General features: G+C 34.7%; 17 protein-coding genes. 3 read left to right on the top strand and 14 right to left on the bottom strand.

Translation table 11 applies throughout. The features are described from left to right. Positions 1-11: 11 nt before the first annotated feature. The 13 genes from Q0F04_RS00820 to truB all read right to left on the bottom strand — a co-directional run bounded on the left by Q0F04_RS00820 (position 12) and on the right by truB (position 12,091). Complete coding sequence (locus Q0F04_RS00820) at positions 12-665, bottom strand: methyltransferase (RefSeq protein WP_295749025.1); 654 nt, start codon at positions 663-665, stop codon at positions 12-14. Beyond that, positions 662-1,831 (bottom strand): DNA polymerase IV, encoded by a 1,170-nt coding sequence (gene dinB, locus Q0F04_RS00815; RefSeq protein ID WP_295749022.1) that lies wholly within the window; start codon positions 1,829-1,831, stop codon positions 662-664. Before dinB ends, Q0F04_RS00820 begins: the two co-directional genes overlap by 4 nt. Beyond that, on the bottom strand, positions 1,824-3,458 hold the full coding sequence (recN, locus tag Q0F04_RS00810; RefSeq protein WP_295749019.1) for a DNA repair protein RecN: 1,635 nt from the start codon (positions 3,456-3,458) through the stop codon (positions 1,824-1,826). Before recN ends, dinB begins: the two co-directional genes overlap by 8 nt. Positions 3,459-3,562: 104 nt before the next feature. After that, a complete protein-coding gene (locus Q0F04_RS00805; protein WP_295749016.1) occupies positions 3,563-4,294 on the bottom strand; it encodes a TlyA family RNA methyltransferase in 732 nt (243 codons plus the stop codon). Beyond that, entirely contained in the window at positions 4,287-6,149 is a 1,863-nt protein-coding gene (gene dxs / locus Q0F04_RS00800) for a 1-deoxy-D-xylulose-5-phosphate synthase (RefSeq protein WP_295749013.1), read from the bottom strand. The genes Q0F04_RS00805 and dxs overlap by 8 nt, the downstream gene beginning before the upstream one ends. 88 nt (positions 6,150-6,237) lie before the next feature. After that, positions 6,238-7,086 carry a polyprenyl synthetase family protein gene (locus Q0F04_RS00795; protein ID WP_295749010.1) on the bottom strand — a complete coding sequence of 283 codons (849 nt, stop codon included), beginning with the start codon at positions 7,084-7,086 and terminating at the stop codon, positions 6,238-6,240. After that, on the bottom strand, positions 7,073-7,282 hold the full coding sequence (xseB, locus tag Q0F04_RS00790) for an exodeoxyribonuclease VII small subunit (RefSeq protein ID WP_117572533.1): 210 nt from the start codon (positions 7,280-7,282) through the stop codon (positions 7,073-7,075). Before xseB ends, Q0F04_RS00795 begins: the two co-directional genes overlap by 14 nt. Before the next feature lies 1 nt (position 7,283). After that, the gene (gene xseA / locus Q0F04_RS00785; protein ID WP_295749007.1) at positions 7,284-8,615 is read right to left on the bottom strand and encodes an exodeoxyribonuclease VII large subunit; all 1,332 of its coding nucleotides are present in this window, start codon (positions 8,613-8,615) and stop codon (positions 7,284-7,286) included. After that, complete coding sequence (nusB, locus tag Q0F04_RS00780) at positions 8,612-8,989, bottom strand: transcription antitermination factor NusB (protein ID WP_117572537.1); 378 nt, start codon at positions 8,987-8,989, stop codon at positions 8,612-8,614. The genes xseA and nusB overlap by 4 nt, the downstream gene beginning before the upstream one ends. After that, entirely contained in the window at positions 8,990-9,886 is an 897-nt protein-coding gene (locus Q0F04_RS00775) for a 5'-nucleotidase (protein ID WP_117572539.1), read from the bottom strand. A gap of 35 nt (positions 9,887-9,921) precedes the next feature. Continuing rightward, positions 9,922-10,251 (bottom strand): Asp23/Gls24 family envelope stress response protein, encoded by a 330-nt coding sequence (locus tag Q0F04_RS00770; protein WP_295749004.1) that lies wholly within the window; start codon positions 10,249-10,251, stop codon positions 9,922-9,924. Between the two features lie 38 nt (positions 10,252-10,289). Further along, the gene (ribF, locus tag Q0F04_RS00765) at positions 10,290-11,267 is read right to left on the bottom strand and encodes a riboflavin biosynthesis protein RibF (protein WP_295749001.1); all 978 of its coding nucleotides are present in this window, start codon (positions 11,265-11,267) and stop codon (positions 10,290-10,292) included. Then, positions 11,267-12,091, bottom strand: coding sequence for a tRNA pseudouridine(55) synthase TruB (gene truB / locus Q0F04_RS00760; protein WP_295748998.1), 825 nt, complete (start codon positions 12,089-12,091; stop codon positions 11,267-11,269). Before truB ends, ribF begins: the two co-directional genes overlap by 1 nt. A 279-nt stretch (positions 12,092-12,370) precedes the next feature. Between truB and Q0F04_RS00755 the strand changes: the two genes are divergently transcribed. The 3 genes from Q0F04_RS00755 to Q0F04_RS00745 all read left to right on the top strand — a co-directional run bounded on the left by Q0F04_RS00755 (position 12,371) and on the right by Q0F04_RS00745 (position 13,712). Continuing rightward, positions 12,371-12,952 carry a hydrolase gene (locus Q0F04_RS00755; protein WP_295748996.1) on the top strand — a complete coding sequence of 194 codons (582 nt, stop codon included), beginning with the start codon at positions 12,371-12,373 and terminating at the stop codon, positions 12,950-12,952. A 177-nt stretch (positions 12,953-13,129) separates the two neighbouring features. After that, complete coding sequence (locus tag Q0F04_RS00750; RefSeq protein WP_295748993.1) at positions 13,130-13,423, top strand: type II toxin-antitoxin system RelB/DinJ family antitoxin; 294 nt, start codon at positions 13,130-13,132, stop codon at positions 13,421-13,423. Continuing rightward, positions 13,413-13,712, top strand: coding sequence for a type II toxin-antitoxin system RelE/ParE family toxin (locus tag Q0F04_RS00745; protein ID WP_295748989.1), 300 nt, complete (start codon positions 13,413-13,415; stop codon positions 13,710-13,712). Before Q0F04_RS00750 ends, Q0F04_RS00745 begins: the two co-directional genes overlap by 11 nt. A gap of 208 nt (positions 13,713-13,920) precedes the next feature. Here the strand turns inward: Q0F04_RS00745 and aspS are convergent, their stop codons facing one another. Beyond that, complete coding sequence (gene aspS, locus Q0F04_RS00740) at positions 13,921-15,657, bottom strand: aspartate--tRNA ligase (RefSeq protein WP_295748987.1); 1,737 nt, start codon at positions 15,655-15,657, stop codon at positions 13,921-13,923. Position 15,658: the final 1 nt, after the last annotated feature.

The raw sequence follows: 15,658 nt of genomic DNA, 5'->3' as shown, positions 1-15,658 counted from the left end.
TATAACACAAATCAAATATAAATTGGCTCTAATACCTTCATGTCACAATTTGACTCTTTGATGGCTTCAATCAATACCGATTTAACTTGATTGTCACGATGATCATACGCAAACTGCAAGTTACGAATACTAAAATGATTCGCATATAAAACCTGATTGATCTCATTTAATCGATTGGGGCGATGCACCATATAAAAACGTCCATAACTCTTCAATAATCGATTCGCATGAAAAACAAGTTGCTCCAACGTTAAATTCTCTTCCATTCTTCCTAAATGGCGAAAATTTAACTGTTCCGGCTGTTGATTGGCATTCATTTTAAAGTATGGCGGATTAGAAACAATCACATCAAACAAGGACCCCTCATATTCTTGTATAGGAGAATTGACAATTTTTACAGGATGCGAAATAAACATATCCGCATTCTTTTGTGCAACCTTACTCGTCTCTTCTAATATTTCAACACCCACAAGTTCTTTGACATCAAACTGATCTAAATAAACAAGTATTGCCCCATTATTCGTACCAATATCTAAAATGCGCTCTTGCTTTTTTAAACGTACAAATTGAGCCAAAAGTTTTGTGTCTGTATTGAAACGAAAATGCTCTTTATCTTGATATAACTTCAAGTTTTCATCAATAAAATAATCTAAAGTTAAACTCAATTGGCATCCTCCTTCTTCAATAAATCACTGGCCTTTATAAAACATTTACTATCCATTTTTTCATTCAGACGATTCAATATAAAATCCGTATTCTCTTGTGGTGCATCAAATAAATCAATCTGCTCCACAATCTGTTTGGCATCTTTTAAAGAACCAATATGCACACCGATATAACGATAGCCAATGGGTTCAAAATAAGATTCAAGCAACTGCATACAAGCCCCAAAAATCATTGGATATGTATTCGCATAAGTACTTAGATTCATACTGTGACACACATTATGAAACGCTGTATCTCTTAAAGTTAACGTAACAAGCTTTCCTTTTTGGTTCTCACGCTGCATTTTATGCGTTAATTCTTTAACGATATTTTCAAGGCAACTCCTCACTTCATCAATCGAATATAAATCATTTGAATACGTTCTAGAAATCGAAATACTCTTTTGCGTAGTAGAATAACATAAAGTTGCACTCGAATTTCCTCTAGCCTTTTGAATCAAAGAATACGACGATTTACCCAATCTATACATAATTTTTTGTTCATTCTTTTCATCCGCAAAATCACCAATTGTATAAATACCCATTTCATTTAAAATAGGCACACTCTTTTTACCAATACCATTCATTTCATTGATTTTTAAAGGCCATAGTTTTGTTGAAAGCTCTGACTTTCTTAAAACCGTGATCCCTTTGGGCTTACGCATGTCACTCGCCATTTTCGCAAGAAAACGATTGGGCGCAACACCAATCGAACAATTCAAATGACACTTTTCATAAACACCATTTTGAATTTCAAACACAAGATCCAAAGGCCTTTTATAACGCTTAATAATATCCGTTACATCCATATAACACTCATCTATACTCGCCGGTTCAATTTGATGTGTATATGTCTTTAAATACGCAAAAAACTGAGCAGACATCGAACGATAATAGCCATAGTCACCTTGGATCAATACTAAATTTGGACATAGACGCAAAGCCTCATAGACAGGCATTGCACTATGTACGCCATATTTTCTAGCTTCATAGTTTGCGGTTGAAATCACACCTCGCTTGGAAGTGGAGCCTACCGCAACTGGAAACTCTTTTAAATCCGGATTTTTTATTTCTTCACAACTCGCAAAAAAGGCATTTAAATCAATATGTAATATGACTCTAGCCATGAATCTTCACCCATAGATCTTGCATGGATTCTTTTGCCTTTTGACTTGCTTCTCCACTCGTCATTATAGCTAATTCTTGAATTGTTTCTTCTTGATCCAGTTCTTGTACAGTTGTGATGGTTTCATTGGATGATGCTTTTTTATTGACCAAATAATGCGTATTGGCATAGACGGCAACACTTGCCAAGTGGGTAATACATAACACTTGATAATTCTTTGATAAAGCCTTCATCTTAGCTCCCATAGCCAAGGCTACTTTACCACTGACCCCCGTATCGATTTCATCAAAGATGATGGTTTCAATGCCATTTGTTGCTTGGAATACCACTTTTAATGCCAACATCAAACGAGATAGTTCTCCTCCAGATGCAGAAGCACTCAAGCTTGAAAAATCCTGTCCTGGATTCATAGAAACTAGAAATTCAATGTCATCCATTCCATTGCTTGAAGGTTTCTTTTCCATACAAGAAATCTTAAAACGAGCATGTTCTAACATCAAGTCTTTACAATGTTCCATCACTTTTGATTCAAGTTGAGAAAAGACTTCTTTTCTTTTTGATGACAACGCATTTGCCAGCTTCATATAAGCCGCAAACGATTCTTCTTTTTCTTTTTCCAATTTATCAAACACATCCTGACGATGAATTATACGATCGATCTTATCCATGATACTCTTTTTAGATTCCATTAAACTCGTATATGAACCACCATATTTTCGATACAATTTCTTGATCAAATATTGACGGCTTTGTAGACTATCCAAATCTAAAGAATCATTTGAATGTGTATCACGCATATGTTTTAATTCTTCATCCACACTCTGTAAAGAATAATACAAATTTTTAAATGATTCTTCATAGTCATTTAAGATGGGTGATTTTGAAGCTTGTTTATACAAAGTATATAAAGAGTCTAAGGCTCCATTTTCTTTATCAATTTCATATAAACAAGAAGAAAGATCTTCTTTATTTTTATACCAGTTGGTTGCCTCATGAATCTGATTGTTTAGCACATCCAATTCATCTTCTTGAATATTCGCATTCTCAATTTCATCGAGCTGCGCCGTTAAAAACTCCAATTCGGCATCCGAAAACTCTTCGTTTTTTAACGTTTCTAATTCATTTAAGATATTTGAATATGAAGTATACGCTTCCTTTACAGAAGCTTTTAAATCCATAGTTTTCGCATAACTATCCAACAAATCCATTTGAACAGATGTGTCCATTAAACGATACGTATCCATTTGCGAATGAATATCGACCAATAGATTGACAATCTTACGTACAAAAGAGAGTGTCGTGATCTGTTGATTGATACGTACAGTACTTTTATTATTATTTAAAATGGTACGCGAAATAATCACTTGATCATCAACTTCAAAGCCATTCTCTTCTAAAATCGCATTGACCTTTTCATTGGATGTTAAAACCATCGATAAGATGGCCTTATCCTTTCCATTACGAATCACATTCGATTTAATACGATCCCCACTCAAATAGCCAATCGCATCAATCAATAACGATTTACCAGCACCTGTTTCCCCGGTAATCACACTCATTCCATTTGTAAAGTCTATGATACAAGATTTGAATAATACATAATCTTTTACTGACAATTGTTCAATCACAAAACCACCTCAAGTCTACTTATTATTTTAACTTAAATCCAAAGGAAAATAAATGATTATAATCTATGTGAAGAAGAAAACAAAAAAATAAGAATATCTTCACATTAAGATATTCTTAAATTTTTGGCATACACCATATATTCCTGATTGCCACTTCTTCCTTCTAGAATACTTGGCATGGCTTCAACACTTCCATAATATTGAAATAGAAAGGATTTTACATCTTCTACGATCTGTAAGGCAAGCTTAGAATTCTTTAAAACCCCATGCTTATTCAAAGCAGTAGGCCCACATTCAAATTGTGGTTTTACAAGTATCGCAATATGCGAAATGGATAAGACATTTAAAACATGTTCTAATATGGTCTTACAAGATATAAAACTTACATCCATGCACATAAAATCAATCGACTCATCAAACCATTCCGGTACGATTTCACGCGCATTATGCCCTTCCATTTTGATGACACGACAATCTTGATCTAATTCTTTGGCAAGTTGAAGATGTCCAACATCCAAGGCATATACTTTTTTAGCACCATATCGAAGACAAACATCTGTAAATCCACCTGTACTCGCTCCAATATCTAATACAACTTGATTTTGAATATTCACATTGTACTTATCTAAACAACCCTTTAGCTTAAAGGCACCACGAGATACAAATTCATCTTCTGTATGTGTTACGACAATATCATCTTCATCATTTACTAAAAAACTAGCCTTTGTGATGACTTTTCCATTAACACTGATTTTACCTTCTTTGATCATATCTTGCGCTTTTGCACGAGACGAGATCTGATTCAGTAAAGCTTTATCTAAACGAATCTTATCCATGTTTTTCCAATTCCTCAAATAAACATTCTGTGCTAATACCTTCTTGAATACGTAAAGATCGAACTGAACCATGACATACATAATGATCATCAATACCTAAGACATGAATCTTTTCACCCAATGTATTCATATATTCTAAAATAGCACTGGATAAGCCACCCATCTTAATATCCGTTTCATAAACGGTAATAGGAAGATTTAGCTTTAATAAATCTTTCATCATAACTTCATCGATTGGTTTAAAGAAACGCGCATTAACAACCAATAAACCCATTTGATTTTCTCTTGCCTTATTAATCACATGATCCACATCCGGACCATACGTGATCACAATTTGCGTTGGAGTTCCTACCACAAATTTTTCCCAAGTACCAATTGGAATCAATGAATACGACTTGTTTTTTGCGTATCTTACATTTCCTCTAGGATAACGCACACAAAATGGCTTCTTAGAGGCAAAGGCCGTATAAATCATATTTTGAGCTTCCTTGGCATCTTTTGGCTGAGATAAAATAAGATTTGGAATACTTCGAAGCATCGCAATGTCAAAAACACCTTGATGCGTTTCTCCATCATCTCCAACTAAACCACAACGATCAATCCCAATCACAACCGGCACATTCATTCTGGCCATATCATGATTCACTTGATCATAAGCTCTTTGTAGAAAAGACGAATAAATACTCACAAATGGTTTAAGTCCACCTAAAGCCATAGCACAAGCCATAGTTACCGCATGCTGCTCCGCAATACCACAATCAAAGAAACGATCTGGATAGCGCTTTTGAAATTCTAATAATTTACTACCCTGCGCCATAGCCGGTGTAATGGCGACAATACTCTTATCTTTATCGGCTAGATCCATGACCGTATTTGAGATCACCTGCGACCAGGAAATTTCATTTGGTGGAAGTAAACTTAAAGATTTTCCGGTTGCGATATCAAACGGACTCACTCCATGCCACTTACCTACCTTATCTTGTTCTGCAAATTTATAGCCTTTTCCTTTTTGTGTTAATACATGTACGACAATCGGACCATCATGTTCTTTGGCTGCCTGGAAAACTTTGATCAAACTTGCGATATCATGTCCATCAACAGGTCCCATATAATCCAAGTTGAATTCCTTAAACAAAGGTGCATCAATCACCTCATCTTTGATCTTATCACGGAAATGGGACAATGTATTTAATACGTTGGTTCCTAGTTTATTGGATTTTAAGTTATTTTTCACATCATGTTTTAAGTCGATATACAAGTGAGATGCACGAATATCTGTAATTCGTTTTTCAACACCGCTATAATTTTTTGAAATCGACATATTATTATCATTAAAGATGATGACCATTTTCTTTTGTTTAGAACCAATATCATTTAAAGCCTCGAGTGCCATACCACCCGTTAAAGAACCATCTCCAATAACGGCAATAACTTGATAGTCATCATGCGTTAGATCACGTGCAATCGCGTAGCCGAGTGCAGCCGATAAAGAAGTAGAAGAGTGTCCGGCTTCCCAGCAGTCATACTTACTTTCACTTCGTTTTTGATACCCTGAAAGCCCACCTTTTTTACGTAATGTCGCAAATTGAGTGGATCTTCCCGTTAATATTTTATGTGTGTAACATTGATGCCCAACATCAAAAATCATTTTATCTTTTGGTGAATCAAAGACATAGTGCATCGCAACTGTGACTTCGACAATCCCAAGATTACTCGATAAATGCCCACCTGTTTTCGAAATCGATTCAATCAAAAAGGTTCGAATATCACTGCACAATTGTGTAAGCTCATCGATTGACATATCTTTAATTTGACTCGGTGACTCAATGTCATACACTTGACTAATCTTTCTCATTTTTATAACCCTCATAAAAAAACTAGTCCGCTAAAGACTAGTTTTAGCTATTATTAATATACCTCTTTTTTCAAAGAAATTCCATATATTAATATGTACGCTTTAGTAAAGTATCCAATACTTTTGTCAGTGAAGTCACATCACAGCTCACATATCCCAATTCTTTACGAATTGTTTCATCATAGCTGGCAACCATATCTTTAGCACCTTGAAGTCCTAATAAAGATACAGCTGTGACTTTATGATTATCTTCATCACTCAATGATTTTCCAACCACTTCTTCACTACCTGTAACATCCAAAATATCATCCTGCATCTGGAATTCTAGTCCTAAGACAAGACCAATCTTACGGAAGTGTTCTACATCATCGAATTTATTTGCTAAAACACATCCACAAACCAATGGTAAAGTTAATAATTTACTTGTCTTGTAGTGATCAATTTCCTGTAAAAGTGCAAGTGTTGGATTTGGATCATTTTCGGATTGTAAATCTAAAGTTTGCCCATAGATCATACCATCAATGCCGGCATACCAAGAAAGTGCCTTCACTAAAGCTACTTTTTGTTCGGCACTACATTCGCTATCCAACACAACTTCAAATGCCTTTGTCAATAAGCCATCGCCTGCAAGAATGGCAGTTGCCTCATCATAGGCTTTATGACAACTTGGTTTACCACGGCGCAAATCATCATTATCCATAGCTGGAAGATCATCATGAACCAATGAATATGTGTGAATCATTTCAATGGCACAAGCACATGGATATCCAACTCTAGCATCGATTCCATAGCCTTCAAGCACGGAAAACAACAAAGTAGGACGTACACGCTTACCGCCATTCATCAATGAATAGGCCATCGCATCTTTTGTACGACTATCATCATTTTCTTGTACTCGCATCAATAGATAATCTTCAAATTCTTTATTCACCATCATCTTGATTCACCTCCATCAACTGATCCATTTTTGTTTCAAATTTCTTTAATTGTTTTTCGCATTGCGCACTCAATTTCAAGCCTTCCTCAAATAATGACATGGCCTCTTCAAGCTCCAATTCATTATTATTTAACAAAGCTACGATCTCATCCAATCGTTTCATCGCCTCTTGAAATTTCATTTGTTTAGCGGCCATTTTATTCCTCCTTAGTGGATACAACACATGAAGTGATCACACCATCATTCACTCTTGTAACCATTATATCATCACTTGTGACATCTTTGACATGTCGAATTACTTTATCATTCACTTTCGATATACTATAACCTCTTGATAATACCTTTAAAGGTGAATAGGCATCCAGTAAAGCACAATTCTTTTGTAAAGAATGCCTAGAATTTTGAAGTATCACACGCATATTCGATTCTAATTTTTCAGGTATCATAGAAAGTTTATTTTCCTGTACCTTTAAAAGATTCATCATGCTCAAATTCATCTGTTCTTTATAATTCTTGATGACATTTTTCTTTTGCAGCTCAAGCTCTAGGGCATGTTCAATTTGTGTGTTGTAGCCATCTAATTTTAATTGTTTTTCTATAATAAAAGATTTTGGATCCTTTAAATACGGATGATTTTTATATGAATCCAGTTTTACCTTATTGTGATTTAAAATCATAGACATGTTTTGACTCAGTAATTCTTTATTGTTTAAAATCTTTGCCATCACTTCATATTGATCCAAAGTCACCCATTGTGCAGCAGCAGTAGGAGTCACACTTCTATGATCACAAACAAGATCACATAAAGTTGTATCCACTTCATGACCTACACCACTGACAATATATGTATTTAAATTGTAAATTGTCCTTACAAGCTCTACATCATTAAAACAGAATAAATCTTCAAAGCTTCCACCACCACGAACAATCAATAAGGCATCATGATCATGTGTATCCGCCTTTTTCAAGGATTGAATCAAGCTTTTAGGCGCAAAATTACCTTGGACAAAACTTGGATATAAAGTAACCTGCATCATAGGCCAACGTTTTTGAATCGTAGATAAAACATCCTGCAAAGCTGCAGCTTGAGCACCAGTAATGACACCAATATTTTCAATCGATTCAGGTTTAGCCTTTTTATGACTTTCATCAAAATAACCAGCTCTTAAAAGATCTTGTTTTCGCTTTTCAAATTCAAGATATAAATCACCTAAACCATCTTGTTTCATTTGACGAATCACAAGTTGAAGACTGCCTCTTTGTTCATAGACATTAATGCTTCCAGAAACTAAAACACGCATACCTTCTTGTACATTGAAGTTTAAGCGGGATACATAACTTGAAAACATCACACAGCTCATTTCGCCACTTTTATCTTTCAAAGAAAAATAATAATGGCCCGATCTGTGCTTTGTCAGGTTGCTGATTTCACCTTGAACCCAGATACCATCTAGATCCATAGTTTGTGTTAAAACATTTTTAATGCGCGCAATAACACTAGAAATACTTACAACCATTTCGTTTTTCATAGCTGGTCAAGAACTCCATTTAATAATTTATAAGAATTGTCATCGCAATATTTTTTAGCTAAAGTGATTGCTTCATTGATTACGACTGCCTTAGGTGTATCGTTTGCCAAAATTTCCTGGAAAGAAATTAAAAGAATGGCTTGTTCTAACATACTTAAACGGTCAAAATCCCAGTCATCACGTAATAATTCATTGATTTTTTGTTCGAAAGCTTCTTTATTTTCGATAGTTCCAATGGTTAAACTATACAAATATCCATCAATGTCATTTGACCCTTTCATTACGTCAAATACACATTTACGAATATCCTTTCCTAATAATAAGTGTTGGTATACACTTTGCATCGCAACTACACGTTGTTCATGTCTATTCATCTACATTTCTCCTTCTTTATATGGTACGCGCGCACTTGGCACTACATCGCTTGCAGGACCTGCATGCACGTCTTGATCATCAAAAAATATATTGGCGCCAAAACAAGCTAATACATCTGCTTTTTTAGCTCCCTGCATAAAGAATACTTCATCTACGACAATATTCCATGCTCTTAAAGTTTTTATCACACGAACACCCGTATCTTTGTTTCGTGCAGTCACAATCGCTGTTCTTAATACATTTAAATCTTTGGTTTCATTTTGAAGCCAAGATAAACTTTTTAATAAGGAAGCCATCGGACCTTTTTGTAAGGCGACATCCTGGTTTAGAATCTCATTTTCAGTAAAAGCTTCTAAGCCACGTTCCTGATAGATTTTTTCAGATTCAGCCGAAAATAATACGGCATCCGCATCAAAGGCAATACGAATCTGATTGTCAGGAAAACTATACTTTGTATCTCTGGCATAGATCATACCAGCCGCAAAGCCTGCATGAATCGCATTGGATACATCGTTTTCATTACACGATAAGAATAAATCGACACCAAAAGCTGATAAATAACGACTGATGTCTTCTCCACCACTTAAAACCATTCGACCAATGTCCATATCATAATGTTCAAGTGAGTTGATGATACGTAAAGATGTATCCGCACTGTTTCTTGACATCACTATGACTTCCACAAGTTTTCGATTGGCGAGTTTATTGATGTTTAATAAGTTTTTTACTAACGCAAAACCACTTCCAGGACTTAACACGTCATTTTCGTGTACAATTTGATAGTCACGATATGCGTCTAATCCTTCTTTTTCAAAAACCTCATTTTCTTTTTCTAAGTTAAATAAAGCTCTTGAACTAATACCTACCACAAGATAATTTTCAAAAGATACACTCATAAAATTGAAAAAAAGGAAACCTTTGAAAGATTTCCCTAAAAAATAAATCCAGTAACCTGAATTTCAATCGCTTCAGGTTTAAAGTCTGTCATATAAGAAATACTTTCAAAGATCTTGTTTTGTAGATTTAAACAAACATCACTCACATTTGATTTGTGGTTGACTTTTACAGGAATTGATAAAGTCAATTTATTGCCTTCAACACGAGTGATAATTCCTGCCTTAAATGGTTTTGTTCCTTCGGCAATCTGAACATTTTCATCTTCTTCGATTACGTTCTTTGCGATTGTAGAAAAAACTGTTTTATTTAAAGAAATAACACCATATTCATTGCCTGGTTCTAGCTCGATATATTCTTTCGCCATAATTTCACCTTCACTTCTCTTTTAGTATACCAAAAAAGTCATTTAAACTCAAAAACTTTCGCATCCCAAAGTGATGCTGTTTTATTCACATACTTCTTTTCATGTAAAATCACATTTTTACAAGTCACAATATCACTCTGTAACTGTTTCTTTAAAGCTTCAAAACCATCAAAACGAATCTCATTGCGCGTCTTTTTCAAGAAGAAAAAGCGTACTTGTCGATCATAAATATCTTGATCAAAATCAAAGATATGTGCCTCAATGGAAACCGATTTGTTTTCGAATGTAGGATTGTTTCCCACATTGATCATCGCCCCATAAAATGTATCATCCACATATACAAAGCCTGCATATACCCCACTGGATGGCACAAGATAATCTTTGTTTGCGCCTAGATTTGCGGTTGGAAACTTCAAGAGTGTGCTGCCACGTTTAAAGCCATGTTCAATCACACCTTCAATCGAATACATATAGCCTAAAAGTTCATTCGCTAAATCAATCTTGCCACTTTGGATCAATGGTTCAATGCGACTAGATGAGATCTTTTCATTTTGCGAATTCACACTATCGATTACAGAAACATCGAAGTAGTTTTGCGAAGAAATTGTATCTACATTCCCCGTATTTTTCGAAGCATATTTAAAGTCAAAACCACAAGTAATATGGGCTACATTCATCTTTTTTAACAACATATGAAAGGCATCCACATCTAAAGCTGCAAAATCTTTAGAGAAAGTAATGACATACATCACTTCAATACCCATCCTGCTTGCCAAATGAATACGATCTTCTAATGTTGTGATATGACGACATACACGGTCCGGAAAGAAGATTTTCCAAGGATCTGGATCAAATGTGATCAAACCACTTTTAACCCCAAATTCTTTTGCCTTCACAATACAATTTTCAATTAATGCCTGATGCCCAGTATGTAAACCATCAAAGAAGCCAATACAACAAGAACTCTTTGGCAAATTTTCTTGTACATGTAAATAATCAATTCGAATGACTTCCATTACCATAATCCTCTTTTACTTTTAAATAATCCTTCACGCTCTTTTTCATAGATAGCGACAGGCTCTTCACCATCTAGAATACATACCTCTGGATTCTCACTCTCTAAACGAATGCGTTTTCCTTGATACACATCTTGAATGGGTTGATAGTTGATTTTATCCAAATGATCCAACACATAGATTGATGGATATAAGACTGGTTCTTGTGTTTCAAGATCTTCAAGAGTTTGTGCCTGATCAATGGTAAAGCGCCCCACTTTCGTTCGTCTTAAACTTTTCATACAACCTAGATTGTTTGTGTTAAGAGCAAGATCTCTACAAATACTACGAACATACGTACCACTTGAACAAGCCACTTTAAAGCTATAGTTACCTAGATCTTCCATCGAATAAATTTCAATATCACTATAGACTTTAGGAACTTCTAATCCTTCTCTTTGATAGTCCATTAATTTTTTTCCATTCACTTTTTTATTCGATGTCTTTGGCACCAATTGATGGTTCTTTCCGACAAATTTTTGAAGTTCGTCATTAAAAGAAAAATCCCAATTGATTTCTTTTTCAGCTTCCACCTCACCCCAAATATCATCAGTAGAAGTACTTTTGCCAAATTCAATCTGGCCAATATATTCTTTATCGGTATCACTTAAAAACTGTAATAATTTACAAGACTTTCCACAAAGAACAACCAAAACACCCGTTGCGTTTGGATCCAATGTTCCAGTGTGTCCAAATTTTTTTTGTTTATATTTTTTTCGAAGCCAATTTACAACATCATGGCTTGTCATACCATACGGTTTATCAATAATTAAAATTCCATCCATAATTTCACCTTTTTTATTTTACTTGTTTTTAAGGGGACTTGCAACCATGCACATTTGGTACTAAAATGTCAAGACTTGTATTCTAGTATGAAGTTCGTTATTATAGAAATGCCTAAGGACATTAATTTTTCCTACACTCGAGATAAGGGAAATCGGATGTTGAATTGTTGTGTTGAAGACCCGCTACGCGTGGGGATCCTAATGCTGTTCACAGATTACCCACCTGTACTTAACAGGGAAAGATCTCATGTTCTTGGGCTTTTTAAATAGGTAAAAAGTATGAACGCAAAAGAAGAATTTATTCAAATCTATAAAGAAAATATCCATCGTGAAGGTGCCGATGCCTTTCTAGAATTTCTAGAAGGACCTCACTCTGATTTTTTTACAGCTCCTGCAAGTACACGTTTTCATGGCAATATGGAAGGCGGTCTTTGTGCGCATAGTGTACATGTGTATCATTGTCTAAAGGACTATCTATCAAGACAACGAGTAAAGGACACATATAAAATGAACTACAGCGATGAAACCATCGCATTAGTTGCCCTTTTACATGATGTATGTAAAATTGGTGTCTATAAAAAAGGCACACGAAACAAGAAAATTAATGGTGAGTGGAAACAAGTCGATGTCTTTGAATTTGAAGATGACATTCCTTTTGGGCATGGTGAAAAAAGTGTCTATATGATTCAGCCATTCATGCGTATTAGTCGTGAAGAAGCTTTTGCGATTCGTTATCATATGGGATTTTCTGGAAGCGACCCGGTAAATAATGTGGGTAAAGCTTTTGAAATGTTCCCTTTAGCCTTTGCGCTCAGTACAGCTGATATGGAGGCTACATATTTTCTAGATGAACAAGTCTAAGGACTTGTTTTTTTATTGAAAATTAGTTTTGGATAAGATAACTGATTTATGAATTTGATCACAGAAGCATACATTCCTGTTAGATACAAAATAAAGCAACTACTATTTAATAAGTAATACTTTTTATGAACATTAGCAATGAATTTGCATATAATTTAAATGTGGAGGTGATGCCGTATGTCTACTATTCAAGTAAGAGTTGATGATGATTTAAAATCTAAGGCAGATGCATTATTTAAGGAATTAGGTACAGATACCACTAGCGCAATTCGAATGTTTTTAACTCAGGCGGTTGCTTATGATGGAATTCCTTTTGAAATAAAAAAGCTCAATAAAACAAAAGAGATGAAAATTATGACAGAAGATGAATTTTTGGATAGACTTGCCTCTTCTAGAGTTCAATCTAGAGAAGGAAAAGTAATAGATGCAGATATAGCAATAGATAGCATTAGAAATAAATATGGACTATAAAGTAATATTTACTGAAAATGCAAAGGAAGATATGGATTCTATTGTAGAATGCCTACTTTTTCACTTGCGTAATAAACAAGCAGCCTGTCATTTTATCGATTCTGTTGAAAATGGAAAATTCGTATTAAGTAATTCTGCTGAATCATTTCAACTATGTTTGAATCCTAGACTTCAAAGCTTGGGGTATCGAAGATTAAATTTAGATAAAACTAAATATTTCTTGTTGTACCCAGTTTTTGTGGATGGTATTTATCATCAATTCCAAGATTACGAAAATAAAATTAAATAATTTTTTACTAGACGAGTTACACTCGTCTTTTCAATTCTACAAATGAATGGTCATTGATTGCTTATTTAACGTTCTTCAATCTTTTAAAGTATGATACATGCAAAAATGTACCAATTCAAATGCAAAAAAAATTGTTACAATTAATAAACGTGCATCTAAAATCAAATTTAATCTCTTTATCGAAAAAAAGACAGGAAAAATTCCTGTCTTACTTAGTTTCAATACCTAATTCTTTTAATTGTGCTGGATCTACTGGACTTGGTGCTTGTGCCATTAGATCGGATGCACTAGCTGTTTTAGGGAATGCCACTACATCACGGATATTGTCAGTACCAGCTAGAATCATAGTTAAACGTTCTAGACCAATACCTACACCTCCATGAGGTGGAGTTCCATATTGGAATGCATCCATAAACCAGCTGAATTTTTCATGTGCTTCTTCTAAAGTCATGCCAATAGCTTCAAATACTTTTTCTTGAAGTTTTTGATCATGAATACGAATCGATCCAGATAATAATTCATATCCATTTAATACTAAGTCATAGGCTCTAGAATAACAATTTGCTGGATCACTCATCAATTTATCAACATCTTCTAAGTTCGGTGAAGTAAATGGGTGGTGAGCAGCTACATAACGATTTTCGTTTTCATCATATTCAAACATTGGGAAATCTGTAACCCATAAGAATTCATAGGCATCTTTGTTGATTAAATCTAAATCATGACCTAATTTCACACGCAATGCACCAAGTGATGTTTGAGCCACTTTCTTTTTATCCGCTACAAAGAATACAATATCATTTTCTTCCATGTTCAACATAGTGCGTAATGCTTCTTTTTCAGCATCAGACAATACTTTTGTAACACTACCCGCAAAGCCTTCGGCTGTTAATTTTAAATTCGCAAGTGCTTTTGCACCATAAACCTTTACATAATCTTGTAGTTTATCCAATTGTTTTCTTGAGAACTTATCCGCACCATTCTTAACATTCATAGCTTGGATAATACCACCTTCATTTAAGCAGTTTTCAAATACTTTGAATTCCGTATTTGCGAATACTTCACTAACATTGTATAAAGGCATATCAAAACGTAAGTCTGGTTTATCAGAACCATATTTTTCCATACAAGTATCATATGGAATACGCTTAAATTCAGGTAGATCAATTCCCTTAATATCTTTAAAGATTTCTTTCATTAAACCTTCTGTCATTGACCAAATGTCTTCTTCATCCACAAAACTCATTTCAATATCGATCTGTGAGAATTCTGGCTGACGATCAGCTCTTAAATCTTCATCTCTAAAACAACGAGCAATCTGGAAATAACGATCCATTCCACCGACCATCAATAGCTGTTTGTATAGCTGAGGTGATTGTGGAAGTGCATAGAATTCGCCTTTACTAATACGACTAGGCACTAAATAGTCACGTGCACCTTCTGGAGTCGAACGACATAAAATAGGTGTTTCAACTTCTGTAAAACCATATTTAGCTAAGTAGTTACGAACTAATAAAGTAATACGGTTTCTTAAGATTAGGTTCTTTTGAAGAACCGGTCTTCTTAAATCCAAATAACGATATTTTAAACGCGTATCCTCTAAAGCATCGGTTTCATCCGCAATGATCATTGGTGTAGTAATAGCTGTATTGACAATTTTTACTTTACTAACTACAACTTCAATTTCACCTGTTTCAAGCTTAGGGTTTTTGTCTTTTCTTTCTACAACTGTACCCTTTACTTGAAGTACATATTCATTACGTACATCACTGATTTGTGCTGCAATATCTTCATTGAAAACCAACTGTGTAATACCATAGCGATCTCTTAAATCGATGAAGACCAAAGCTCCAAAGTTTCTACGTTTACTGACCCATCCACACAATGTGACTTCTTCATTCACATTGGCTAGACGTAATTCTCCATTGTTATGTGTTCTATACATT

It is taken from the genome of uncultured Holdemanella sp. (genome assembly GCF_934772795.1).
In the GTDB taxonomy this organism is placed as follows: Bacteria; Bacillota_I; Bacilli_A; order Erysipelotrichales; family Erysipelotrichaceae; genus Holdemanella.
This window is presented reverse-complemented; position numbering and strand designations above follow the sequence as displayed.